This window comes from Blautia sp. AF34-10 (assembly GCF_003477865.1).
In the GTDB taxonomy this organism is placed as follows: domain Bacteria; phylum Bacillota; class Clostridia; order Lachnospirales; family Lachnospiraceae; genus Fusicatenibacter; species Fusicatenibacter saccharivorans.
In genome coordinates this window covers 1-24,146 of the sequence record NZ_QUED01000015.1, presented here as the reverse complement: position 1 = coordinate 24,146, position 24,146 = coordinate 1, and the positions used below count along the sequence as shown (strand labels likewise).

Annotated in this window: 23 protein-coding genes, 1 other RNA gene, 1 pseudogene and 1 riboswitch; of the genes and pseudogenes, 18 read left to right on the top strand and 7 right to left on the bottom strand. The window is 49.6% G+C overall.

Annotation, left to right across the window (positions count from 1 at the left end; genetic code table 11):
• Positions 1-29: 29 nt before the first annotated feature.
• On the bottom strand, positions 30-638 hold the full coding sequence (locus DWZ60_RS10475; RefSeq protein WP_118595263.1) for an ECF transporter S component: 609 nt from the start codon (positions 636-638) through the stop codon (positions 30-32).
• Entirely contained in the window at positions 635-1,684 is a 1,050-nt protein-coding gene (locus DWZ60_RS10470; protein ID WP_118595262.1) for a nucleoside hydrolase, read from the bottom strand. Before DWZ60_RS10470 ends, DWZ60_RS10475 begins: the two co-directional genes overlap by 4 nt.
• Positions 1,685-1,715: 31 nt before the next feature.
• Positions 1,716-1,760, bottom strand: a riboswitch (PreQ1 riboswitch).
• Positions 1,761-1,979: 219 nt separating this feature from the next.
• Here DWZ60_RS10470 and DWZ60_RS10465 point away from each other — a divergent pair.
• From DWZ60_RS10465 to DWZ60_RS10440, 6 genes are all read left to right on the top strand, one after another.
• Positions 1,980-2,447: a hypothetical protein gene (locus DWZ60_RS10465; RefSeq protein WP_119221621.1), complete on the top strand. Its 468-nt coding sequence runs from the start codon at positions 1,980-1,982 to the stop codon at positions 2,445-2,447.
• Positions 2,448-2,855: 408 nt separating this feature from the next.
• Positions 2,856-3,272, top strand: coding sequence for a 30S ribosomal protein S12 (rpsL, locus tag DWZ60_RS10460; protein WP_022463258.1), 417 nt, complete (start codon positions 2,856-2,858; stop codon positions 3,270-3,272).
• Between the two features lie 174 nt (positions 3,273-3,446).
• Positions 3,447-3,917, top strand: a complete 471-nt coding sequence (rpsG, locus tag DWZ60_RS10455) for a 30S ribosomal protein S7 (RefSeq protein ID WP_022463259.1) — start codon at positions 3,447-3,449, stop codon at positions 3,915-3,917.
• Positions 3,918-3,932: 15 nt separating this feature from the next.
• On the top strand, positions 3,933-6,050 hold the full coding sequence (gene fusA / locus DWZ60_RS10450; RefSeq protein ID WP_118659528.1) for an elongation factor G: 2,118 nt from the start codon (positions 3,933-3,935) through the stop codon (positions 6,048-6,050).
• A gap of 197 nt (positions 6,051-6,247) precedes the next feature.
• Entirely contained in the window at positions 6,248-7,441 is a 1,194-nt protein-coding gene (gene tuf / locus DWZ60_RS10445; RefSeq protein WP_022463261.1) for an elongation factor Tu, read from the top strand.
• Between the two features lie 131 nt (positions 7,442-7,572).
• Positions 7,573-7,863 (top strand): hypothetical protein, encoded by a 291-nt coding sequence (locus DWZ60_RS10440; protein WP_147397741.1) that lies wholly within the window; start codon positions 7,573-7,575, stop codon positions 7,861-7,863.
• A gap of 111 nt (positions 7,864-7,974) precedes the next feature.
• Here DWZ60_RS10440 and asnA read toward each other — a convergent pair whose 3' ends face one another.
• The 3 genes from asnA to DWZ60_RS10425 all read right to left on the bottom strand — a co-directional run bounded on the left by asnA (position 7,975) and on the right by DWZ60_RS10425 (position 10,931).
• Positions 7,975-8,988, bottom strand: a complete 1,014-nt coding sequence (gene asnA, locus DWZ60_RS10435; protein ID WP_022463264.1) for an aspartate--ammonia ligase — start codon at positions 8,986-8,988, stop codon at positions 7,975-7,977.
• A gap of 214 nt (positions 8,989-9,202) precedes the next feature.
• The gene (locus DWZ60_RS10430; protein WP_118720452.1) at positions 9,203-10,054 is read right to left on the bottom strand and encodes a sugar phosphate isomerase/epimerase family protein; all 852 of its coding nucleotides are present in this window, start codon (positions 10,052-10,054) and stop codon (positions 9,203-9,205) included.
• Between the two features lie 133 nt (positions 10,055-10,187).
• Positions 10,188-10,931, bottom strand: a complete 744-nt coding sequence (locus tag DWZ60_RS10425) for a ThuA domain-containing protein (protein ID WP_119221620.1) — start codon at positions 10,929-10,931, stop codon at positions 10,188-10,190.
• Between the two features lie 214 nt (positions 10,932-11,145).
• Between DWZ60_RS10425 and ffs the strand changes: the two genes are divergently transcribed.
• The 9 genes and pseudogenes from ffs to DWZ60_RS10380 all read left to right on the top strand — a co-directional run bounded on the left by ffs (position 11,146) and on the right by DWZ60_RS10380 (position 19,373).
• Positions 11,146-11,408: signal recognition particle sRNA large type (ffs, locus tag DWZ60_RS10420), an RNA gene on the top strand.
• Between the two features lie 194 nt (positions 11,409-11,602).
• A complete protein-coding gene (locus tag DWZ60_RS10415; RefSeq protein ID WP_022463267.1) occupies positions 11,603-12,682 on the top strand; it encodes a 6-phosphofructokinase in 1,080 nt (359 codons plus the stop codon).
• 143 nt (positions 12,683-12,825) lie between these two features.
• Entirely contained in the window at positions 12,826-14,475 is a 1,650-nt protein-coding gene (dnaX, locus tag DWZ60_RS10410) for a DNA polymerase III subunit gamma/tau (protein ID WP_117509902.1), read from the top strand.
• 32 nt (positions 14,476-14,507) lie between these two features.
• The gene (locus tag DWZ60_RS10405; RefSeq protein ID WP_022463269.1) at positions 14,508-14,861 is read left to right on the top strand and encodes a YbaB/EbfC family nucleoid-associated protein; all 354 of its coding nucleotides are present in this window, start codon (positions 14,508-14,510) and stop codon (positions 14,859-14,861) included.
• Entirely contained in the window at positions 14,861-15,457 is a 597-nt protein-coding gene (gene recR / locus DWZ60_RS10400; protein WP_022463270.1) for a recombination mediator RecR, read from the top strand. The genes DWZ60_RS10405 and recR overlap by 1 nt, the downstream gene beginning before the upstream one ends.
• A 2-nt stretch (positions 15,458-15,459) precedes the next feature.
• Positions 15,460-16,563, top strand: a complete 1,104-nt coding sequence (locus DWZ60_RS10395) for a LacI family DNA-binding transcriptional regulator (RefSeq protein ID WP_022463271.1) — start codon at positions 15,460-15,462, stop codon at positions 16,561-16,563.
• 279 nt (positions 16,564-16,842) lie between these two features.
• Positions 16,843-17,495: pseudogene (gene fsa, locus DWZ60_RS10390) on the top strand (fructose-6-phosphate aldolase).
• Between the two features lie 109 nt (positions 17,496-17,604).
• A complete protein-coding gene (locus tag DWZ60_RS10385; protein WP_055219293.1) occupies positions 17,605-18,444 on the top strand; it encodes a transketolase in 840 nt (279 codons plus the stop codon).
• Positions 18,432-19,373 carry a transketolase family protein gene (locus tag DWZ60_RS10380; RefSeq protein WP_022463274.1) on the top strand — a complete coding sequence of 314 codons (942 nt, stop codon included), beginning with the start codon at positions 18,432-18,434 and terminating at the stop codon, positions 19,371-19,373. Before DWZ60_RS10385 ends, DWZ60_RS10380 begins: the two co-directional genes overlap by 13 nt.
• 91 nt (positions 19,374-19,464) lie before the next feature.
• Here DWZ60_RS10380 and yyaC read toward each other — a convergent pair whose 3' ends face one another.
• Together yyaC and DWZ60_RS10370 are read right to left on the bottom strand one after the other, a co-directional pair.
• Positions 19,465-20,052 (bottom strand): spore protease YyaC, encoded by a 588-nt coding sequence (yyaC, locus tag DWZ60_RS10375; RefSeq protein ID WP_055226856.1) that lies wholly within the window; start codon positions 20,050-20,052, stop codon positions 19,465-19,467.
• A gap of 56 nt (positions 20,053-20,108) precedes the next feature.
• Positions 20,109-20,414 (bottom strand): hypothetical protein, encoded by a 306-nt coding sequence (locus DWZ60_RS10370; RefSeq protein ID WP_119221619.1) that lies wholly within the window; start codon positions 20,412-20,414, stop codon positions 20,109-20,111.
• A 17-nt stretch (positions 20,415-20,431) separates the two neighbouring features.
• On the opposite strand from DWZ60_RS10370, the gene DWZ60_RS10365 reads away from it, so the two are divergent.
• From DWZ60_RS10365 to DWZ60_RS10355, 3 genes are all read left to right on the top strand, one after another.
• Positions 20,432-21,559: a LysM peptidoglycan-binding domain-containing protein gene (locus DWZ60_RS10365; protein WP_243038293.1), complete on the top strand. Its 1,128-nt coding sequence runs from the start codon at positions 20,432-20,434 to the stop codon at positions 21,557-21,559.
• Positions 21,560-21,647: 88 nt separating this feature from the next.
• Positions 21,648-22,844 carry a DUF5711 family protein gene (locus tag DWZ60_RS10360; protein ID WP_117509901.1) on the top strand — a complete coding sequence of 399 codons (1,197 nt, stop codon included), beginning with the start codon at positions 21,648-21,650 and terminating at the stop codon, positions 22,842-22,844.
• A 12-nt stretch (positions 22,845-22,856) separates the two neighbouring features.
• Positions 22,857-23,546, top strand: a complete 690-nt coding sequence (locus DWZ60_RS10355) for a CvpA family protein (protein WP_055226862.1) — start codon at positions 22,857-22,859, stop codon at positions 23,544-23,546.
• Positions 23,547-24,146: the final 600 nt, after the last annotated feature.

Below are 24,146 nucleotides of genomic sequence, written 5' to 3'. Positions count from 1 at the left end.
TGCAGGATTCTTTGTGCTATTGGTACAGATTATTTTCTGCTTCTCATAGAAAGACTGCCGAAAGCAGAAGAAACGGCGGGCAGAATCACGAGGACGACCGCAAGGACAATCATTCGATCCACAAAGTCTGTCATGGCCTGTACAACGCAGACAGAGAGAGTCAGATTCATACCGAGGCTGTGAAGCAGCTGCACCAGCACAGTGGAGCCGGAGGAAGTAATTCCACCGAAAACAACCGCGGTGATTGTGGAACTTACCACAGTACCCGGAAGTGAGATCACAAGCGCTGCCGGAAACAGCTTCCAGCCCATGGTGCGAAGAGAAAGTCCCTCACTGCGGGAGCCGGCCGTATGGGATGGGCGGAGCTTCCGGAATACAAGACCTGCAACCAGACCAAGGATGAGCTGTACCGGAATATAGTAAAACGCATAGACATCACTTGTCATACCGGAAATCAGTCCGGAAATGAGTCCCGGGACGAGGCCTGCAACCGGTCCGAACAGGGCGGCAGCCAGAACCGTTCCGATGGAGTCGAGGTAAACCGGAAGGCGCAGCAGCAGTGCAACGGTACCGCCGAGGATATTGATAACACCACAGAGTGCCAGAGTCGTGAGCTTTAACGTACGGTTTGCGTTCATCTTGCGTCCCCTCCCTTCTGAAACATTGTCTCATGCGGGAAGACGGGCGGTGCGGTAAGAATCTGGTCGAGAACCGGTGCAGATTCCACTTCAGATACGCCAAGAACACGCGCAAAGAACATCAGGAAAAAGCGGCTCACATCGACCTGCGTTAGAATGTGACTGTTCGGTGCTTTCTGATAAAAATTCATGGCATCCACAACGGTCTGACCAAGGCAGAGACCATTTGTTTCCACCTGCGTATAGGCATCAAAACCGCTGCAGAGCGACGGATCCACAAGATAAGCGGCTGCGAGCGGATCGTTGATTACGCATCCGATGACCTTTTCCTGTTTCCAGTGAAAATCGAAGTAAAAACGTGTCAGCTCCTCGATGCGGGTTCCGACTTCCGGATTTACACACTTCATATATTCCACGAGATTCGGAGTCAGAACAATTTTTCTTGTGACATCCAGCCCGATCATATGGAGCTTTTTGCCGGCAAGCTGCGGCAGCTCGGAGAAAGCACGGAACACTTCGGCTGCGGCGTCCGGGTCGCACCAGTAATTATACTCGGCAACCGGAGAGCAGTTTCCGTGACTCTTGTAGCTTCCGCCCATGGAGACCAGTGCTTCGAGATTCTCAAGGCATTCCGGTGCACACGAAATAACCTTTGCAAGATTCGTCATCGGTCCGAGGGCAAGAATTGTAACATCAGGGGTTGTTTTTAAGGTTTCGATGAGGAAAGAAACAGCGTCTGTTTTTGGCGTAAGCTCTTTGACATCCGGCCAGCCGGATTCGCCGAGGCCGTCCATGCCGTGCGTGTCCATGGCATCCACATAGTCGCGGACCAGGGGAGTTTCCTCTCCGACATAAACAGGGACATCTGTTTTTCCAATCATGGAAAGAATTTTGAGGGCATTTTTTGCGCCCATAGAAGCGGGTACATTTCCGCTGACTGTGGTGATGCCGATCAGATCCAGCTCTTTGGAAGCTGCGGCAAGCATCAGGGCGAGAGAATCGTCGATGCCGGGATCACAGTCGATGATCAGTTTTTTTGCATTCATTTTCCAATCTCCTTGAAATAAAATGATTTTGAGATACTTGGTTTTTTATACTGGGAAGTTCACGAACCAGTCCGGACACCCGTAAAAAGGCGGGAAAATCCGATTATATAAATGCACGGGAATGAGTATAGCACAGATTCAAAAAAGAATCCAGCAAAAAGAATCGAGTAAAAAGAATTCAGTAAAAACAAGCCTTGCCTGTTGGAGAAAAATCGAGTATGGTATATAAGCGTAGAACAAATGAGAATATATGAGAATATATGAGAATATATGAGAATATATGGGAGATAAAAGCATGGCAGATGGATTTTTAGCACCAACGGGAAGATTCTATCCAAAAACAGAAAATTTTCATGCGCAGACCGCGCGGGCAATTCTAGGCCCGGAAGGTCAGACGGACGAGCCGATTCAGGAGCTTTTGCGCCGGGGATATATTTTATTTGTGGGCTTCCACAAACCAGGTGAACCGGAAAATCTCCATGCCGATATGGATTATGTGCTCGGCGGACCGGGACACCCGGCGACAGAAGGGCAGAAGGCATGGATTGCGGAACATGTAGAGGAGTTGTCGGGAAAACAGCAGTTTGACATCAACAACGATGAGATAACCTTTCAAAGATTCTACATCAGCAACATCCGTATGTTTCCCTGGTGCAGGGGCTGCGCAGAGGAAAAAGCGCGCGAGCTCTGGGGAAATGCACAGAGTGAGGAAAAACCAAAACGGTGTGATGCGTGCACGGGCTTTCGAGACCGTCCGCTTTAGAGTATGTCTGAAAAATCATTTCCGCAAACAGCCGGTTTCGTTTTTATATCGCTGAAGCGACCCGCCGCAGCCGGTGAAGTCTGAAAGCCTGCAAAGCAGGATTCTTTCGTGTACACGTTCTGACGAAAAAAATGTCAGAAAATAATTGGATGAGAATATAATAGGAAGAAAAAACACTTTTATATAGTAATGCAGCAATGGGGAAAATCCGCAAAAAGCCGCGTGAACACGCGATTTTTACGAATTTTCCCCTTGACTTTTGATAGGACAGACGATATAATAAACGAGCGTGCGTAAAAGACTGTTTCTTTTGGCGCGCAAAAAGCTGCAAAGCATTTATGTTGAACAAAAGCAGCCGTATGAAACCCCGTGGGACACACGGAGAAATCTATCAGGAGGTGAAATGGAATGCCAACATTCAACCAGTTAGTAAGAAAAGGCCGTGAGACTTCCGTAAAGAAATCTACCGCGCCGGCACTGCAGAAAAGCTACAATTCTCTGAGAAAGAAATCCACAGATATGTCTTCTCCTCAGAAGAGAGGTGTGTGCACAGCTGTTAAAACTGCTACACCGAAAAAACCTAACTCAGCTCTTCGTAAAATCGCCAGAGTTCGTCTTTCCAACGGAATCGAAGTAACAAGTTACATCCCAGGAGAAGGTCACAACCTTCAGGAGCACAGCGTTGTTCTGATCCGTGGAGGAAGAGTTAAGGACCTGCCAGGTACCAGATACCACATCATCCGTGGTACACTTGATACTGCAGGTGTTGCTAACAGAAAACAGGCCCGTTCTAAATACGGTGCTAAGAGACCGAAAAAGAAATAATTAAGTAAAACGAGTTCGAGATATATCTAGTATCACAAAAAAAGCGAAATGTTGTGCGTTATTCCATAAATCCCCACGGCTGCGGATTTATAGAGAATTTACACGCGCGGACATACTGCAAATAAGTGTGAGTACCGATGATTTAATCGAATGATGGTTAAGGAGGGAAGTAACGTGCCACGTAAAGGACATACTCAGAAAAGAGATGTTTTAGCAGATCCGTTATACAATAACAAAGTGGTAACCAAGCTGATCAACAACATCATGCTGGATGGTAAGAGAGGCGTTGCCCAGAAAATCGTATACGGCGCATTTGCTAAAGTAGAAGAAAAAGCTGGAAAACCAGCAATCGAAGTATTTGAAGAAGCAATGAACAATATCATGCCGGTTCTTGAAGTAAAAGCAAGACGTATCGGTGGTGCTACTTATCAGGTACCGATCGAGGTAAGACCGGACAGACGTCAGGCTCTTGGCCTTCGTTGGCTGACCGCTTATTCTCGTAAGAGAGGCGAGCGTACCATGGAAGACAGACTGGCAAACGAGATTCTGGATGCATCTAACAACACAGGTGCTTCTGTGAAGAAGAAAGAAGAAGTTCATAAGATGGCAGAGGCTAACAAGGCATTTGCTCACTACAGATTCTAAGAGGAGGAAAATCCGTTGGCTGGAAGAGAATATCCATTAGAGAGAACCAGAAACATTGGTATTATGGCTCACATCGATGCAGGTAAAACAACCCTGACCGAGCGTATCCTGTACTATACCGGTGTTAACTACAAGATTGGTGATACTCACGAAGGAACTGCTACCATGGACTGGATGGAACAGGAGCAGGAGCGTGGTATCACAATTACTTCAGCTGCTACAACCTGCCACTGGACTCTGGAAGAGAACTGCAAGCCGAAACCGGGCGCTCTTGAGCACCGTATCAACATCATTGATACCCCAGGCCACGTTGACTTTACCGTAGAGGTAGAGCGTTCTCTTCGTGTACTGGACGGCGCTGTCGGCGTGTTCTGTGCAAAAGGTGGTGTAGAGCCTCAGTCTGAGAACGTATGGCGTCAGGCTGATACCTACAACGTACCGCGTATGGCATTCATCAACAAGATGGACATCCTTGGTGCTGACTTCTACAACGCTGTAGATCAGATCAAGACCAGACTTGGTAAAAATGCTATCTGCCTTCAGCTTCCAATTGGTAAGGAAGATGAATTCAAGGGAATTATCGATCTGTTCGAGATGAAAGCTTACATCTACAACGACGATAAGGGCGATGATATCTCCATCGTTGATATCCCGGAAGATATGAAAGAAGACGCTGAGCTGTATCACACCGAGCTGGTAGAGAAAATCTGCGAGCTGGATGATGAGCTGATGATGCGTTATCTGGATGATGATATCCCGTCTGTAGACGAGATGAAAGCAGTTCTGCGTAAAGCTACCTGTGAGTGTACAGCTGTACCGGTATGCTGCGGTTCTGCATACAGAAACAAAGGTGTTCAGAAACTCCTGGATGCGATCCTTGAGTACATGCCGGCTCCGACCGATATCCCGCCAATCGAGGGTACCGATCTGGACGGAAACCCGATCGTAAGACATTCTTCCGATGAGGAGCCGTTCTCCGCACTGGCATTCAAGATTATGACAGACCCATTCGTTGGTAAGCTGGCATACTTCCGTGTGTATTCAGGAACCATGAACTCCGGTTCTTACGTACTGAATGCAACAAAAGATAAAAAAGAGCGTGTTGGACGTATCCTTCAGATGCATGCAAACAAACGTATGGAGCTGGACAAAGTTTACTCCGGTGACATTGCAGCTGCAATCGGATTCAAGTTCACCACCACAGGTGATACCATCTGCGACGAGCAGCATCCGGTAATCCTTGAGTCTATGGAGTTCCCGGAGCCGGTTATCGAGCTGGCTATCGAGCCTAAGACAAAAGCAGGCCAGGGCAAACTGGGCGAGTCCCTTGCAAAACTGGCTGAGGAGGATCCGACCTTCCGTGCACACACCAATCAGGAAACTGGTCAGACCATTATCGCTGGTATGGGTGAGCTGCATCTGGAAATCATCGTTGACCGTCTGCTTCGTGAATTCAAAGTAGAGGCTAACGTAGGTGCTCCGCAGGTTGCATACAAAGAGACCATTACCAAACCGGCAGACATCGACAGCAAATATGCAAAACAGTCTGGTGGACGTGGACAGTATGGTCACTGTAAAGTTAAATTCGAGCCTATGGATGCAAACGGCGAAGAGATTTACAAATTCGAGTCTACCGTTGTCGGTGGAGCTATTCCGAAAGAGTATATCCCGGCTGTAGGCGAAGGTATCGAAGAGGCTATGAAAGCCGGTATCCTGGGAGGCTTCCCGGTAGTCGGTGTTCATGCAAATGTATACGACGGATCTTATCATGAGGTCGATTCTTCTGAGATGGCATTCCACATTGCTGGTTCTCTGGCATTCAAGGAAGCTATGCAGAAGGGTGCTCCGGTTCTTCTTGAGCCTATCATGAAAGTCGAAGTTTCCACTCCGGAAGATTACATGGGTGATGTTATCGGTGATATCAACTCCCGTCGTGGTCGTATCGAGGGTATGGATGACATCGGCGGCGGAAAGATGATCCGTGGATTCGTACCGCTGGCTGAAATGTTCGGTTACGCAACAGACCTTCGTTCTAAAACTCAGGGACGTGGTAACTACTCCATGTTCTTTGATAAATACGAGCAGGTTCCGAAAAACGTACAGGAAAAAGTTCTGTCTGCAAAAGCAAAATAATGTAAGAAAAATAATCGGGTGTGCAGCTGTCAAAGGCTGCACAGCCTAAAAGTATTATTTTTCTGAGATTTTCCTTGCAAATAAGACGGAAATGCAATATAATCAGACTTAGCAGGTTTACGATTCAGGTGGGTTCCTGCCACCAATTTAGTCTCAAAAAAGCCCACTGGGCGCAATTTTAAGGAGGACATTTTAAAATGGCTAAAGCTAAATTTGAAAGAACAAAACCGCATTGTAACATTGGTACCATCGGCCACGTTGACCATGGTAAAACAACTCTGACCGCAGCTATCACAAAAGTACTTTCTACCAGAGTAGAAGGAAACACTGCTGAGAACTTCGAAGATATCGATAAAGCTCCGGAAGAGAGAGAGCGTGGTATCACAATCTCTACTGCACACGTTGAGTATCAGACAGAGAAAAGACACTATGCACACGTTGACTGCCCAGGCCATGCTGACTATGTAAAGAACATGATCACTGGTGCTGCACAGATGGACGGAGCTATCCTTGTAGTAGCTGCTACAGATGGTGTTATGGCTCAGACAAAAGAGCACATCCTTCTGTCCCGTCAGGTAGGTGTACCTTACATCGTTGTATTCATGAACAAATGCGATATGGTAGACGACGAAGAGCTGCTTGAGCTGGTAGACATGGAGATCCGTGAGCTGCTGAACGAGTATGACTTCCCGGGAGATGACACTCCGATCATCCAGGGTTCTGCTCTGAAAGCTCTGGAAGATCCGGCTGGCCCATGGGGAGATAAAATCATGGAGCTTATGGATGCAGTAGATAGCTGGATCCCGGATCCGCAGCGTGACACTGATAAAGATTTCATCATGCCTGTAGAGGACGTATTCACCATCACTGGTCGTGGTACTGTTGCTACTGGCCGTGTTGAGGCTGGTGTTCTTCATCTGAATGAGGAAGTTGAAATCGCAGGTCTGAAAGAAGAGACCAAGAAAACTGTTGTAACTGGTATCGAGATGTTCCGTAAACTCCTCGATGAGGCTCAGGCTGGTGATAACATCGGTGCTCTGCTTCGTGGTGTTCAGAGAACAGAGATCGAAAGAGGACAGGTTCTGGCTAAACCAGGTACCGTTCACTGCCATACCAAATTTACCGCTCAGGTATACGTTCTGACAAAAGACGAGGGTGGCCGTCATACTCCATTCTTCAACAACTATCGTCCGCAGTTCTACTTCCGTACAACTGACGTAACAGGTGTTATCACTCTTCCGGAAGGAACTGAGATGTGCATGCCTGGCGATAACGTAGAGATGACCATCGAACTGATCCACCCGATCGCTATGGATCAGGGTCTTACCTTCGCTATCCGTGAGGGTGGCCGTACCGTTGGATCAGGCCGTGTTGCTACTCTGATCGACTAATTATCGGTAGACTATTCTAAATAAAATATAATTGTATCGAAAGATACTTGTGCTCAAACGTAAGAGACCCCGGCGCCGTAAGGCGACCGGGGTTTTTCTGTCTGTATATAGATGATCAAGAACCGCAAAAGTTGAGAGCTGCAAAACAACCGTATGTAATTCCAATCGAAGCAGGTGCCCATACGATTGCGATTACAAGAAAGCCTATGGGAAAAATCGGAGCCGGTGATGTTGCAAATGCAGCCTTTGGAGCTGCTCTTGGCGGCGGACTGGGAGCTGTTTTAGGCGGCCATTTAGGCAAAAAGGCAGTTGGAGAAGATGGATTAAAAAATGCAAAAGTAATAGAGGCCCATGAGGGGGAAACATTTTCTTGTGATGTAAAAGCAGATCTTCGCGGAATGCCGAAGGTTACGTGGATGTAAGATAAAAAAATAAGAAAAAAGAAGAATTCCTGTGCGGAAATACTGCATGGGAATTCTTCTTTTTGATCTTCTGAAAGAAGAACAGAAATTTGAGAAAAGACAGAGAATTTCTTACAGAAGCTGAATATTCATCACATCCATCACCTCTCGTGTCTCCATCGGCCATACCGAGCACTGTACCTCTCCGATGTGCGCTTTGCGCAGGAAAAACATACAGATACGGGACTGTCCGATACCGCCGCCGATTGTCTGCGGGAGAGTGCCGTTCAGAATAGATTTCTGGAAGGGAAGCTTCGCGCGGGACTGGCATCCGCACTCCTTTAACTGGGCGCGGAGAGCATCTGCGTTGACGCGGATACCCATGGAGGAGAGCTCAAGGGCGATGTCAAGCACTGGATAATAAACGATCAGATCGCCGTTTAAGGACCAGTCGTCGTAGTCCGGGGAACGTCCGTCCTGACGCTCTCCGGAAGCAAGCACGCCGCCGATCTGCATAATAAAGACAGCACCTTTTTCTTTGGTGATTGTATACTCTCTTTCCTTTGGAGTCAGATCCGGATAGCGATCCTCAAGTTCCTGGGAAGTGATAAAGAAAATTTCATCCGGCAGAATGGTTTCGATGTAGTCGTACTGGTCTGCCATATGTTTTTCCGTGTTTTTCAGTGCCTCATAGATATCTTTTACGGTACTCTTTAAGAAATCAAGATTGCGTTCTTCCGGGGACATGATTTTTTCCCAGTCCCACTGATCCACGTAAACGGAGTGAATGTTGTCGGTCACCTCGTCCTGGCGGATGGCGTTCATATCGGTGTAGATGCCTTCTCCCTCAGAGAAGCCGTATTTGTGAAGCGCGTACCGTTTCCATTTTGCCAGAGACTGAACAATTTCAGCGGTTTTCTTGGTACCCTGATCCTTTAACTCAAAAGAAACCGGGTGTTCTACGCCATTCAGATTGTCATTCAAGCCGGTTTCCGGCTGTACAAAAAGCGGAGCTGTTACACGGAGCAGATGCAGACGATGTGTCAGCTCGTGCTGGAAATAATCCTTTACTGTTTTAATCGCCACCTGTGTATCGTGGAGGTTTAATGCAGATTTGTAACCCTGCGGAATAATAATTTCTCCCATTACTTTAAAACCCTCTTGTTTTAGATTTGCTTTTCGAATCACGCCTTCTCAAAAAGCTTCAAATTTAGTTTACCATGTTTTCCATGGAAAGCAAGGAAAAGATACGAAAAAACCAAAGATAGTAAAGAATTTTTTCGACATATTTTCCTTGCTGAATTTCTCCCCGGAAATACGAAATTTTCCGAAAATCAGAGCGCTTATGAAAGAGGCGGAATTATTCGGAAACCCACTGGCGCAGAAACGCTGCGGACTGTTCGATGAACGATAACTGATCCGGTGCATCGAAATGCTCGATGGCGAGATAACCGTCGTAATCGCACGCTTCTAAATCTGTAAGAAGCTTTGCCATCGGCAGATATCCCGTTCCGGCCGGTGTCTGGCCAAGACCGCGGCAGAAACGTCCGTGAACGAGCGGACTTTCGGCACGATCCTTACAGTGAACATGGACAATATAATCCTTCAGAAGCCAGGCAGCATACGAAACATCCTCATCACTGAAAGCAAAATTTCCGATATCAAGCGTATACCGCAGCCCCGGCACGTGCTCCATAAACCAGAGCAGCGGATATGTGCGTGCAAACGGCTGTAAAAAACCGTCAAAGTCCTCTAAGGTAATCGAAACGCCACGTAAAGCCGCATATTCGGCGAGTGAGGAAAGCGCATGTACCATATTTTGAATCGATTTGTTTTTGGCCATAAAAGTACTCGTTGCCTCATAGGTGCTGCTGCAGGCTGCAAGCTCTGCCGCTTCGGCAGTTTCAAGCGCGCCTGCAACAAACAGGACACGCGAAACCTGCTGCGATGCCGCAGTATCGAGCATCTGCTGTGCTCTGCCAAGATCCGTATCATGGGAAAAATCAAAGGTTTCATGCATACAGCTGATCACCAGCCCCGCATCGGAAAGCATCGGGGCAATGACCTCTCTTTCTGATGCAAACAGACTGTAGTTCATCTCAACAGCCGAAATTCCCTGCTCCCTGCAGAACGCGAGCACTTCCGGAATCGTCTTACCGGACTGCTCACACGCCTGTAGAATGTGTTCGTAAAAAACGGAAAGCTTTCTCATATAACATTTCCTCCTGATTTATGCAATGTGTACACAGATTCCATCCGCGTATTGCAGAACATTTTTGATCGTGAAATCAGACCCCTGTTTTGAAAAAATCAAACGGGATACAGATATCGGTAAACTGCAGCTGCTATTTTTGGTGTGAAGAAAGATACACTTCCTCCGTAGATGGATTCACCCATGCATTATCCAGTGGTGCCGGTCTTCGTACTACAGGAACGCACCAGCGCACCCCATTTTTGATAATCTTCTGAATCACCGGCATATGGTAAATGGGGTATTCCTCGTGTCCTGGCTGAAAATAGAAAATTTTGCCCAGCCCACGTGTAAAGGTGCATCCGCTGCGGAACACCTCACCGCCTGCAAACCATCCCGTAAATACCACATCATCCGGTTTGGGAATATCAAAAAACTCCCCATACATCTCTTCCTCCGGAATATCCACCCATGCCGGAATTCCCTGCGCGATCGGATGGGTCGGACACGTACAGAACAGTCTCTCACGATCCCCATGCCGCCACCGAAGCGTCATACTTGTTCCGAGAAGCTTCCGCATAATCTTGGAATAATGCCCTGAATGCAGAACTACCAGCCCCATTCCGGCCAGCACATGACGCCGAACCCGCTCGGCCACATCGTCCGAGAACTCCTCCTGCAGCATATGATTCCAGAACACCAGCACATCGGTATTTGCCAGTACTTCTTCCGTCAGCCCATGCTCCTTCTCGTCAAACACAGCCGTCCGAACCGAAAGCTCCTCCTCTTGTCTCAGAAACCTTGCAATACAGGTGTGAATCCCGTCCGGATAAATCTCTTTCACTTTCTCCTGCGTTCGCTCATGCTGAAACTCATTCCAGACCGTAACTCGTATCATTCGTCCATCCTCCTTCTATAAGAAAAAAATGTATCATTTTCAAAAAGTTATCGATAGCAAATCTTGAAAATAATGAAAAAAGCAGTCGTTCACACTCTGCGGTACTGAATTTTTGCGTTATTTTCTGGCCTTACTATAAATTATACTCGTGCTATACCAATATTTCAATTCACAAATTCCTTGACATCCCCTCCGAAATCCCGTATACTAAACAATGCGCAGCCGGGGAGATAGCGGTGCCCTGTACCCGCAATCCGCTACAGCGGGGGTGATGCCAATCCGAGGGCTTTTTCATTGCGAAGCTGCCTTCTATAAGTGACGTTGACGTCTGGGTCTTACGCAACAGGACTCCATGAACCGTGTCAGGGCAGGAATGCAGCAGCACTAAGTGGAACCTCCTGTGTGCCGTGAGGGTGCCTGGGCCGAGTAGGCTGTAGGAGTAACGTTTGTGGTGAGAGTTCGAAGTGCGGCGCGCATAAAAAAGAAAATCCAAGGAAGCCTGAACCCCAGACTTCCTTTTTTCGTACAAAAAATAGAAACTCCCGCGCTTTCTTCCCCCGAACTATTGTGAGAACGAAAAAAATAGGGTATAATGTAAACATTCCATAATACTGCCAAGAAACAAGAAGCAGTCGTGAAAATCTAATAAAGAACAGGATGGGAAAAGTCATATGTTAAGAATTGGTCTGTTAACAAGCGGCGGAGACTGCCAGGCATTAAATGCGACCATGCGCGGAGTCGTAAAAGGCCTTGCAAACAATGTAAAAGATCTCGAAGTATATGGATTCATGAACGGCTATAAAGGCCTCATCTACAGCGATTACCGCATGCTCAGTGCAAAAGATTTTTCCGGTATATTAACACAGGGAGGAACTATTCTCGGAACCTCACGTCAGCCGTTTAAGCTGATGCGTACCCCGGATGCAAACGGTCTGGACAAAGTGGAAGCAATGAAGCATACCTACCACAAGCTCCTTCTGGACTGCCTTGTCATTCTTGGCGGAAACGGAACCCAGAAAACAGCAAACCTCTTGAGAGAGGAAGGACTGAATATTATCCATCTTCCGAAAACCATCGATAATGATATCTACGGAACGGATATGACCTTCGGTTTCTACAGTGCCGTCAATATTGCATCCGATGCGATCGACTGCATCCATACAACAGCCTCCTCTCACCAGAGAGTTTTTATCGTAGAGGTTATGGGTCATAAAGTAGGCTGGCTGACTCTGTACGCCGGAATCGCAAGCGGCGCAGACGTTATCCTGATTCCGGAAATTCCATACGATATTGAAAAAGTATGCGAGGCCATCAACAGACGAAAAGAGCGCGGAAGCGGATTCACCATTCTTGCCGTTGCCGAGGGTGCAATTGCAAAAGAAGACGCAGCACTTCCGAAGAAAGAGCTGAAAAAACGTCAGGAAGAAATCGCAAAGAAATACCCGTCCGTATCCTACAAGATCGCAGAAGAGATCGAGGCAAAGACAGGCATGGAAATCCGCGTCACCGTACCGGGCCACATGCAGCGAGGCGGCAGCCCGTGTCCGTATGACCGTGTCCTTTCCACAAGACTCGGATCTGAGGCAGCACAGCTTATTCTGGACAAACAGTACGGCTACATGGTCGGAATGGTCAACGGAAAAGTAAAGAAAATTCCGCTGGGCGAGTGCGCCGGAAAATTAAAGACCGTAGATCCGAATGCACAGGAAGTCCTGCAGGCAAAACGGATGGGAATCAGCTTCGGCGATTGATGCGTTCCCGAAAAAGGCAAGGAAAAAGAACGGAGGCCTTAAAGCAAGAAGAACAAGGTCTCCGTTCTTCTGTTGCACTGCTGTCCAAAAGAAACTGCCGGCGGCAGGCTTCCATGCCGATGCAATAAAAGGAGAAAAATTTTATGAGCTATACTGCTCTGTACCGAAAATTCCGTCCTTCCACCTTTGAGGATGTAAAAGGACAGGATCACATTGTAACAACATTAAAAAATCAGATCCGCGCGGACCGCATCGGTCATGCGTACCTGTTCTGCGGAACCCGCGGAACAGGAAAAACGACGATCGCCAAGATTCTCGCCCGCTCGGTCAACTGCGAACATCCCGTGGACGGAAGCCCGTGCAACGAATGTCCGACGTGTAAGGCGATTCTGGCGGGCGTTTCCACGAACGTCATCGAGATCGACGCGGCATCGAACAACGGTGTCGACAACATCCGTGAAATCCGTGAGGAGGTAGCCTACCGGCCGACACAGGGACGGTATAAAGTCTATATCATCGACGAGGTGCATATGCTTTCTACCGGAGCGTTCAATGCACTCTTAAAAACCCTGGAGGAGCCGCCGTCCTATGTCATCTTCATTCTGGCGACCACAGAGGCAAACAAAATCCCGGTGACGATCCTTTCCAGATGCCAGCGGTACGATTTCCGCCGCATCACGATCGACACCATCGCGGCGCGTCTTAGTGAACTGATGGAAAAAGAGGGCGTGGACGTCGAAGAAAAAGCCATCCGCTACGTCGCAAAGGCGGGCGACGGCTCCATGCGAGACGCGTTAAGCCTCCTGGACCAGTGCATCGCCTTCTACCTCGGGCAGAAGCTGACGTACGATAAAGTCCTTGAAGTTCTCGGAACTGTTGATACCGAAATCTTCAGCCAGATGCTCCGCACGATCCTCGCCGGGGATGTAACGGGAAGCATCCGCACGCTGGAAACCCTTTTAAACCGCGGAAAAGAGCTGGGACAGTTCGTTACCGACTTTACGTGGTATCTGCGGAATCTGCTGTTGGTAAAAAGCGCAGATGAAACCGAAGAACTGCTCGACGTCTCTACAGAAAACCTGAAGCTTTTAAAAGAAGAGAGCACGATGGTAGACGATGAGACGCTGATCCACTATATCCGCGTTTTATCCGAGCTCTCCGGCCAGCTCCGCTATGCGGCGCAGAAGCGCGTGCTCGTTGAGGTGGCGCTCGTCAAACTCTGCAAACCGCAGATGGAGCAGAACCTCGAATCCGTGCTGGAGCGTCTTAGGATTCTCGAAGAAAAAATGGAGCGCGGAATCCCGATGATGGTGACAAATGCACCGGGAGCAGGAAACGGCAGTGCAGGAGGCTCCGGAGCGGCCGGAGACGGCTATGCGGCGGCAGAAACACCGCAGAATGCACTGGCACCAGTGAAAGCCGCACCGGCGGATTTACAGCGCATCAGCGCGTCCTGGAAGGCAATTGTCGGCCAGACAAGCGGCATGTTCCGCCAGTTTCTGCAGAGCGCCGTTCCGAAATACAACAGCGAGACGGGCGACGCCAAACTGTTTGTTGAGTTTGCAGACCAGCTCGCATCCATTTACGTTGAGCGGCCGGAGGCAGCCGATGAGATCCGCACCATTATTGAACAGATGACTGGAAAAACCGTAGAGGTCCAGCTCATTTTAGCAGACCAGCATGCAAACGCCGCGCTCTCCACGATTTCCGTGGATGATGCACTGACGCAGGCGATTCATGGAATCCCGGTCGAGGAGGACGACGAGAGCGACTTTGACGACGGGGAAGAATAGATTAAAAACAAATTTTTCAGGAGGATATTACCATGGCAAAAAGAGGAGGATTTCCGGGAGGAATGCCGGGCAACATGAACAATCTGATGAAGCAGGCTCAGAAAATGCAGAAGCAGATGGAAGAGAACCAGAAAGCACTGGAGGAGAAAGAGTTCACTGCGACAGCAGGCGGCGGAGCCGTAGAAGTAACCATTTCCGGTAAAAAAGAAGTAACCAAAGTTAAAATCAGCGAAGATGCCGTAGATCCGGACGACGTAGAAATGCTCGAGGATCTGATCATGGCAGCAACCAACGAAGCACTGCGCAAAGTTGAGGACGAGGCAGCCAAAGCTATGGGCAAACTTGCCGGCGGACTCGGCAGCATGGGCGGAGGATTCCCGTTCTGATGGATTACTACAGCGGATACATCAATCAGTTGATCGAGCAGCTGTCCCATCTGCCTGGCATCGGTGTGAAAACCGCACAGCGGCTGGCCTTTCATATTATGAATATGCCGGCCGACCAGGCAAAACGGCTGGCCGATTCGATCACAGAAGCAAAATCCCACGTCCAGTACTGCAAGTGCTGCCAGACCCTGACCGACAAAGAGCTGTGCCCGATCTGCGCAAATGTCAAGCGCGACCACAGCGTGATCATGGTGGTGGAGACGACGCAGGATCTTGCGGCATATGAAAAAACCGGAAAATACGACGGCGTTTACCACGTCCTGCACGGGGCCATCTCCCCGATGCTGGGGATTGGGCCGGACGACATCCGGTTAAAAGAGCTGATGCAGCGCCTCCAGGGCGATGTCTCGGAGGTTATCGTTGCCACGAACTCCAGCCTGGAGGGCGAGACAACGGCCATGTACATCAGCAAGCTGATCAAGCCGACCGGCATCAAGGTGACGCGGATTGCAAGCGGCGTTCCGGTGGGCGGCGATCTGGAAAATATTGATGAAGTCACCCTTCTGCGTGCGTTAGAGGGCAGAACGGAGCTGTAATTATGGGCAGAAAAAAAGTGACATCCAGTGATGTCGCAGCAGCCTCAGGCGTATCCCAGGCGACGGTCTCCATGATCCTGAACCGGCGGGAAAACGTTTCGTTCTCGCGGGAAACAGTAGAAAAAGTGGAGGCGGCGGCAAAAGAGCTGGGCTACCAGATTCCGCGGCGGAAGATGAGAAGAGAGTCGAACGGCAACAAGCTGATCGTCGTCTTCTGTCCGACGCTGACGAATCCTTACTATGTGATGCTGCTGCACGGCATCGAAGAAGTTGCAAAAGAGAAGAATTACGGGGTATTTGTCTGCAATACGCAGAGGGACCTGAAAATCGAAGAGAATTATCTTCGGATGATGAAGAGTGTGCGCCCGCGCGGAATTATCTACACCTGCAATCCGAGCAGAAGCTGCAAGGAAAAAGTGGAGGAGCTGGCCGCGGAGATTCCGCTTGTCATCATCAACAACCGAGAAGAGCTGCTGGAAATTGATGCGGTCGAGCTGAACAATGCAAAACCCGGCAGGCTGATGGCACGCCACCTGCTGGAACTGGGACACCGGCATGTGGCGTTTGTTTCACCTCCGCTGACTTCCAAACAGGGCCAGCGCCTGAAACGCGTGGAGGGCTTTGTGCGCGAGTTTGAGGAGGCAGGATACGGCGACGGCGTGATCGTCAAATCGGCGGATGAGGACCTCGACGAGGTGATCCCGAGCATGGATTCTGAGTACAAGATGGGCTATTATCTGACGAAGGAACTGCTGCGGGAGGACAAGAACCTTACGGCAATCGTCGGCATGAATGATATGATCGCGTTCGGGATCATGGACGCCGTGCTCGAGAGCAAACTGCGCATTCCGGCGGATATTTCCGTAGTGGGATGTGACAACACCGTCTATTCCAGCTTCCGCTCGATTTCCCTGACGACGATCGACCACTATGTGCCATTGAAGGGCCGCGATGCGTGCGATATCATCCTGCGGAAAATCCAGTCTCTTCGGGAAAGCCAGGACGGCAATGAACCCTTAAGCACGTATCATGTCGAGTATGAACCGAAACTGATCGTGCGGCGCAGCACTTCGTATGCAAGAACCGAAAAATTAAAAAATAAATAGGACGGCTGAAATTATTATTAATAATTTTGAATAAAACAGCTCCGGCGCAAACCGGGAAAACACAAAGAAAAGGAAAAACCGGAAAAAATGAGAAAAAATCCGCCAGAGTAATTTATAAAATAGTATTTATAAATAATAAATTAATTAATAAAAATGAGGCCGACTTGACGGAAAAACCAAACATATCTATACTGGAGATAACAGAAAAACGGAGCCGTTCTGCGGAAAACAACAGGCCCCGAAACCTTACGAAAGTATGAATATGGGAGGAAAAACAACATGAGATTTTTCATCGACACAGCAAAAGTAGAGGACATTAAAAAAGCAAACGACATGGGCGTTATCTGCGGCGTTACCACCAACCCGTCCCTGATCGCAAAAGAAGGACGTGACTTCAAAGAGGTCATCAAAGAGATCACCGAGATCGTAGACGGACCGATCAGCGGCGAGGTAAAAGCTACCACAACAGATGCAGAAGGCATGATCAAAGAAGGCCGTGAGATCGCAGCCATCCATCCAACATGGTTGTTAAAATCCCGATGACCGTAGAAGGACTCAAAGCTGTTAAAGTTCTGAGCGCAGAGGGCATCAAGACAAACGTAACCCTGATCTTCTCCGCAAACCAGGCACTTCTGGCTGCAAGAGCAGGTGCAACTTATGTTTCCCCATTCCTTGGAAGACTCGATGACATCAGCACCCGCGGCGTTGATCTGATCCGTGAAATCGTTGAGATCTTCGACGTAGCCGGCATCGACACCGAGATCATCGCAGCAAGCGTCCGCAACCCGATCCACGTAACCGACTGCGCACTGGCTGGTGCAGACATTGCAACTGTTCCATACAACGTAATCGTACAGATGACCAAACATCCTCTGACCGACGCCGGAATCGCAAAATTCCAGGCTGACTACAAAGCTGTATTCGGCGAATAAGACCTAAACATGATTGCATAAAAGCTGGAAATATGGTATTGTGAACAAAGTGAACAATAGCGATATTTCCAGCTTTTGATTCCGATTCAACTAAACAAGGAGAAAAGACATGAACAAGTTAGAACTTCAGAAGACGGCCAATGAGATCCGCAAAGGGATCGTCAGCGGCGTTCATGCAGCAAAGGCCGGCCATCCGGGCGGATCTCTGTCTGCAGCCGATATTTTCACGTATCTGTATTTTGAAGAAATGAACGTGGATCCGAAAAATCCAAAAGATCCGGACCGCGATCGTTTTGTACTTTCGAAAGGCCACACAGCGCCGGGACTCTACGCAGCACTGGCTGAAAAAGGTTACTTCCCGAAAGAAGACCTGCTGACCCTTCGTCACCTTGGCTCTTACCTGCAGGGACATCCGGATATGAAACATATCCCGGGCGTTGATATGTCAAGCGGTTCCCTCGGACAGGGAATCTCCGCAGCAGTCGGAATGGCACTCGGTGCAAAACTGCAGAACAAAGCATTTCGTGTTTATACACTTCTTGGCGATGGTGAAATCCAGGAAGGTCAGGTCTGGGAGGCAGCTATGTTTGCCGGAGCAAAACATCTGGACAACCTCGTTGTGATCGTAGACAACAACGGACTTCAGATCGACGGAAACGTAGCAGATGTCAACAGTCCGTACCCGATCGACAAAAAATTCGAGGCATTCAACTTCCACGTAATCAACGTAGCGGACGGCAACGATTTCGATCAGCTGAAAGCTGCATTTGATGAGGCGCGCACCGTAACAGGCATGCCGACCGCCATCATCACAAAGACCGTAAAAGGAAAAGGCGTTTCCTTCATGGAGAACCAGGTAGGCTGGCACGGAAAAGCTCCGAACGATGAAGAATACGCAATTGCTATGGCAGAACTGGAAAAGGCAGGTGAAGCGTTATGTCAGAAGTAAAGAAAATCGCAACAAGAGAAAGTTACGGTAATGCACTGGTTGAACTTGGCGCAGAGCATGACAATCTGATCGTACTCGACGCTGACCTTGCAGCAGCAACCAAGACCGGTGTGTTCAAAAAAGCATATCCGGACCGTCACATCGACTGTGGTATCGCAGAATGTAATATGATGGGAATCGCTGCCGGTCTTTCCACCACAGGCATCGTTCCGTTCGCAAGCACCTTCGCGATGTTTGCCGCAGGCCGTGCGTTTGAGCAGGTGCGCAACTCTATCGGATACCCGCATCTGAACGTAAAAATCGGTGCTACCCATGCCGGAATTTCCGTAGGAGAAGACGGCGCAACACATCAGTGCAATGAGGATATCGCCCTGATGAGAACCATCCCGGGCATGGTCATCCTGAACCCGGCAGATGATGTAGAGGCAAAAGCCTGCGTGAAAGCAGCTTATGAATACAACGGACCGGTTTACCTTCGTTTCGGACGTCTGGCAGTGCCGGTGATCAACGACAGACCGGATTACAAATTTGAGCTCGGAAAAGGCGTTGTTCTCCGTGAAGGCAAGGATGTCACCATCGTTGCAACAGGCCTTTGCGTAAGCTCCGCTCTGGAAGCAGCAGAGAAACTTGCAGCAGACGGCATTGATGCCAAGATCATCAACATCCACACCATCAAACCGCTGGATGAGGAGCTGATCGTTGCAGCAGCAAAAGAGACCGGCAAAGTCGTAACCGTAGAAGAGCACTCGGTGATCGGAGGACTTGGAAGCGCAGTCTGCGATGCACTGGCAGAGAAATGCCCGGTTCCAGTGAAGAAAATCGGTGTACAGGACGTCTTCGGAGAGTCCGGCCCGGCAGTCGCTCTTCTTGCAAAATACAAACTCGACGGCGAGGGCGTTTACGAGCAGGTAAAAGAGTTCTGTAAATAAGATTTTTCGAAATAAATGACAAAAGAAAACAGGCAGAGGCCACACCGGAAAACGGTGTAGTCTCTGCCTGTTTTGTTGTCTGCAGTTTTTCTTAAAGCAGAAGTTCGCTTGTCCCAGCCGCCTCAAGTTCCCGGCAGGCGAGCAGGATTCCCTGCGAGATGGATTCCGCCATATGGAAAATCGTGGCAAGCCGGGTTGTTTGCAGAAGAAGCTGTTCAAAACTGCCCGATACATTCACAATGCCTGTGATAAAAATATCCCCGACCTCGGGCAGCGTCTTCCCTGCCCCCGCGCCTGGCCGGATCGCCCCGTTTCCGATCGTGATGTATCCCTGATGACGCCGCGAACCAAGCGAAGCATCGATCGCAACGAGCAGTGCCTCCGGGTGGCGGGAATGGATGTACGAAATCCGGTCCGGTAGATTCAGGGCGTGCACCGGGTCATCCAGCGTTCCGTAGACATGAAAAATGCGGCTGCAGTACGGCGAAAGCTGGTACCCGATCAGCGGTCCTAAGGAATCCCCAGTGATCCGGTCGCTTCCGATGCAGAGAAATACCAGTTCACGGAACATGCGTCCGTCCTTTTGAATGCAGTAAGAAAACAGCGACGCCAGCTCTTCGCTGGCGCTGCGGCTTCGCTCATTGATGTAGTAAACTTCGGCGTCTTTTTTTCGAAACATGACCGGTACCTGCCTTTCAGAAGAATCATCCACAGTTTAACCGTATATGGTATAAACTATTCCTGCAATGAAAAAAACATGACATGCCCTCCGGTGCAGAAAAACGGGAAAACAGTCGGAAAAAACCGTGACAGCCCTGCCCCAAAACGATCTTTTTCGCGGAACATCCGTGATAAAGTAGGCAAAAAGGGGTGAAAAGCATGATTGAGATTGTCTATAAAGAAAACAAAGAGCAGGCGAACGGCAACGAGGGATACTTTCATCTGCCGAAAAATATCCGCCAGGTCGGTGATACAAACGGCAGGGAGCGGATTTATCTGGAAGATTATGTCGGAACCTTTCTGAAAAAATATTTTCCGCACCAGAGGGACGTGCCGCCATGCTGTTCGGCGAATTTAAGTGGGCGGACGGAATTTCCTACTTTTTTATCCGCAGCGCGGCCGCGATTCATACGATGGAGCCGGCGCCGGATCACCTGGTCTTCGATGATGCAGTATGGACGGAGGTCCACGATGTGATGGAAAAATATTTCAAAAACCAGCAGATCCTCGGCTGGGCACTTTCTCTTCCGGGATACGGGGAGGATCTGAATGAACAGATCATCCGAGCGCATCTGAACCACTTCGGCGGAAATGACAAGACGCTGTTCCGCGTCAACGGACAGGAAAAAGAGGAAACCTTCTATACGTACGAGGGCGGCACCCTGCGGAGCACGGGAGGCTTTTACATTTATTATGAAAAGAATGAGCCGATGCAGTCGTATCTGATCGATCAGAATCAGAACCGGTCGATCGAAAACGGAGAGAGCGTGCCCGACCGCGCTGTCAGCGATTTTCGGAAGATGATTGAGGAGAAGAGCGGGGAGGAGCCGGAACACGATCACAGAAAGCCGATCCTCTATGCGATGACAGCATGCGCGGCTGCGGCGCTTCTTGTGACGGTGACGCAGAAATACGGAGATGCGCTGCCGTTTCCGGGGAAAACAAAGGAGCAGACGGTAGCAGTGGCGGGAAACGTACAGGGAGAGAAGACACAGACGGCGGAGAGTGCAGCGGAAGCATCAGCGGCGGAAGAGGGAAACACAGGGGAAAATACTTCGACACCGGAAAGCACAGGAACGGAACTGGAAACGGAAAATGAGAGCGGGAGCGCGGCGGTAAGTGAGGAGCAGAATTTATCCGGAACGGATCCGGCAGGCAGCGGAGAGCAAAGCACATCCGGCGGGGAGCAGACTGGTGCAGCGGAGAACAATACCGGTACGGCGCAGACAGATCCAGCACCGGGAGCAGAGCCATCGTCCGCCCCGGTAACTGCTTCCGGCAGTGAGACGGCAGAAACCGCCGCGCAGGTCTGGCAGGAGTACACCGTACAGAAGGGGGACAGCCTCTCGAAAATCAGTGAGAGATATTACGGAACGATGAGCAGAGTGAAAGATATCTGCGAACTGAACCAGATCGCGGTGGAAGATCTCATATATGCGGGGCAGAAAATATACCTCCCAAAATAGAGAAAAATATGGTACACTAGAGCGGAATCAAACTGCGGCCGAAAGGGCGGCAGAAAATAAGTCCGAAAAGAACATAAGGGGAATGAAAATGGACGGAAAAAACAGAGAAGAACAGGAGAACGGAGCAAAAGTCCGGGATCTTGAGGAGTATAAAGCAGAAAACAGAAAAAGAAAACGCAGACGCCGGATCACCGTTGGAATCCTTGCAGGAGCCATTCTCGCGGCCGGAATTGGTACAGGGGTATGGCTTCAGCTGCGTACTTTTCAGGGATACGACACAGTACAGGCAACAGAGACCGAGGACACCGATACGTATATGTTTCAGAAATCCGGAAATAAGATCGTGCGCTACGGTATCGACGGCATCGAACTGCGCGACCGGAAAAATCAGATCCTCTGGAGCGATCATTATACCATGGAAAATCCGCAGATGATATCCTGCGGCGATGCAATTGCCATTTACGATAAAAACGGAACCAAAATTGTTGTATACGATGCCGATGGAAAGGCCGGCGAAATTACCGCGTCGTATCCGATCGTGAAAGCATCCATTGCAGGCCAGGGCGTCGTTGCGGCGATTCTGGAAAACAACGGGGAGAGCTGGATCAAATACTATAATACCGATGGAACGGAGATCGCCTCCTCTCACCCGAACATGGACAGCCCGGGCTATCCGATGGATCTCTCACTTTCTGCGGACGGACTCTGGATGGCGGTTTCCTACGCTTACGAAGACGGCGGCAAGATGAAATCACAGGTCGCTTTCTACAATTTCGGAAGCAGGGGCGAGGATCTGGTGGACAATCTTGCAAGCTCATCGAGCTACACCGATATGCTGTGCCCACAGATCGAAACCGCGGGAACATCCTCATGGGTTGCCTTCTTTGACAACGGCTTCCGCGTTTATGAAGGAACAAACAAGCCGAAGGAAACGGTGAGCGTATCGGAAGATGGAGAAATTTTAAGCTGCGCGTATGCGGACGACCGCGTGGTTCTGATTCTGCGCGGGGAGAGTGACGATCATCCTTACCGGATGAAAATCTACAATCTGAAAGGAAAGCAGCTTGCGGATGAAAATCTGGATTTCTATTACCAGAACCTTCAGATAGAAGAAAAACAGATTCTGCTGACGAACCGGCAGGAGCTGTGTGTATATACCTTAAATGGAAGAAAGAAGTACAGCGGCGTGGTCAGCGAAACACAGATTCACGAGATCCTCGGCATGGGGCAGAACCGGTATCTGCTCGCGGAGGAGGACGGCGTTTCGATGATCCGGCTGAAATAGGAGAAGAAAAACATGAATTGGCTGAGATACGTATTACTTGCGGTGTGTATTCTTTCCGCGCTGGCTGGATATCGAAAGGGGCTGGTCCGGACAGTGCTGTCCATGGTGTCCCTGATTCTGGTGACAGGACTGGCGATCTGGATGAATCCGTATGTGACGGATGTGCTGAATGAGCGGACGGAGCTGCCGCAGTATGTGGAGAAGAAATGCTTAGAGACATTTGAAAACAATGAATTTCTGTCGGGGGAAAACCAGGATGTGCAGAAGAAATGGCTGGAGAGCATGGGCGTGCCGGAGGAGCTGGTGAACCAGATTCTCGGAAGCGGCGCGGTGCGGGAGTACCAGGAGGAACAGCTGCACAGTTTGGCATCCTACGCGGCGAAGGCGGTATCGGAAAAGATTATGAAAGGGATTGCTTTCTTTCTGACGCTGGTGCTTGCCGTTGTTTTCGTGACGATTGCGGTGAAAATTGTGGAATTGATTGCGGAGATTCCGGGGATCAGCTTTTTGAACCGCATGGGAGGAGCAGGACTTGGTGTCGTGCGTGCGGTGCTGTGGATCTGGATTTTCTTTGCGGTGGTGTACTGCTTTCAGGCGACACACTGGGGGAATGTATGCATGAAGCAGATCCAGGGCGATATGGCGCTGGCATGGATTCGGGAGAATAATCCGGTGCTGATGCTGTTGAAGAATGTATTATAAGATGAGAAAAAACGGTTCCTTGTGGGGCCGTTTTTTGGTGGGAGGGGGGACGAGGAAAAGCGGGCGTCGTGTGGGCGGCGGATGCGGTGGGAGGGGAGAAACGTGGAAAAGCGGGCGTCGTGTGGGCGGCGGATGCGGTGGGAGGGGAGAAACGTGCCGGGGTGCGGGGCTGTGATTTGGGTGGGGCGGAGACCTTGGCGTGGATGGGATGGGACGGAACGGGGGAGCACCGAGACAATTCGTCAGGAAAACTGATGTTTTCCCGACTCAGTGTCTCTTGAAATCCGGCTTTGTGAGCCGGATTTCATCTCCCCCGTTCCGTCCCGTCCGCGTCAGGTTCCGCTCCCACCCAAATCAATGCCCCGCGCCCCGGCACGTTTCTCCCCTCCCACCGCATCCGCCGCCCACACGCCGACCGCTTTTTCTCTGAAGTTGAGAGCGGAAGAATCTGCTAGATAGAAGGGATAAGAATGGAAATGAAAGAACAAATAGGATATTAGTGGAAAAAGTTGAGAGTTGTGGAAAATATGGGGGTTGAACTGATATGAAAAGAAATATCTAATAAATATACGTATTTATATAAAAAAAATTACATGTTTT

Bases quoted from the DNA above. Each gene is read 5' to 3' on its own strand.
- DWZ60_RS10475 (WP_118595263.1), bottom strand. From the start codon at position 638: ATGAACGCAAACCGTACGTTAAAGCTCACGACTCTGGCACTCTGTGGT.
- DWZ60_RS10470 (WP_118595262.1), bottom strand. From the start codon at position 1,684: ATGAATGCAAAAAAACTGATCATCGACTGTGATCCCGGCATCGACGAT.
- DWZ60_RS10465 (WP_119221621.1), top strand. From the start codon at position 1,980: ATGGCAGATGGATTTTTAGCACCAACGGGAAGATTCTATCCAAAAACA.
- rpsL (WP_022463258.1), top strand. From the start codon at position 2,856: ATGCCAACATTCAACCAGTTAGTAAGAAAAGGCCGTGAGACTTCCGTA.
- tuf (WP_022463261.1), top strand. From the start codon at position 6,248: ATGGCTAAAGCTAAATTTGAAAGAACAAAACCGCATTGTAACATTGGT.
- asnA (WP_022463264.1), bottom strand. From the start codon at position 8,988: ATGGGAGAAATTATTATTCCGCAGGGTTACAAATCTGCATTAAACCTC.
- DWZ60_RS10430 (WP_118720452.1), bottom strand. From the start codon at position 10,054: ATGAGAAAGCTTTCCGTTTTTTACGAACACATTCTACAGGCGTGTGAG.
- DWZ60_RS10425 (WP_119221620.1), bottom strand. From the start codon at position 10,931: ATGATACGAGTTACGGTCTGGAATGAGTTTCAGCATGAGCGAACGCAG.
- DWZ60_RS10415 (WP_022463267.1), top strand. From the start codon at position 11,603: ATGTTAAGAATTGGTCTGTTAACAAGCGGCGGAGACTGCCAGGCATTA.
- dnaX (WP_117509902.1), top strand. From the start codon at position 12,826: ATGAGCTATACTGCTCTGTACCGAAAATTCCGTCCTTCCACCTTTGAG.
- DWZ60_RS10405 (WP_022463269.1), top strand. From the start codon at position 14,508: ATGGCAAAAAGAGGAGGATTTCCGGGAGGAATGCCGGGCAACATGAAC.
- recR (WP_022463270.1), top strand. From the start codon at position 14,861: ATGGATTACTACAGCGGATACATCAATCAGTTGATCGAGCAGCTGTCC.
- DWZ60_RS10395 (WP_022463271.1), top strand. From the start codon at position 15,460: ATGGGCAGAAAAAAAGTGACATCCAGTGATGTCGCAGCAGCCTCAGGC.
- DWZ60_RS10385 (WP_055219293.1), top strand. From the start codon at position 17,605: ATGAACAAGTTAGAACTTCAGAAGACGGCCAATGAGATCCGCAAAGGG.
- DWZ60_RS10380 (WP_022463274.1), top strand. From the start codon at position 18,432: ATGTCAGAAGTAAAGAAAATCGCAACAAGAGAAAGTTACGGTAATGCA.
- yyaC (WP_055226856.1), bottom strand. From the start codon at position 20,052: ATGTTTCGAAAAAAAGACGCCGAAGTTTACTACATCAATGAGCGAAGC.
- DWZ60_RS10365 (WP_243038293.1), top strand. From the start codon at position 20,432: ATGCTGTTCGGCGAATTTAAGTGGGCGGACGGAATTTCCTACTTTTTT.
- DWZ60_RS10360 (WP_117509901.1), top strand. From the start codon at position 21,648: ATGGACGGAAAAAACAGAGAAGAACAGGAGAACGGAGCAAAAGTCCGG.
- DWZ60_RS10355 (WP_055226862.1), top strand. From the start codon at position 22,857: ATGAATTGGCTGAGATACGTATTACTTGCGGTGTGTATTCTTTCCGCG.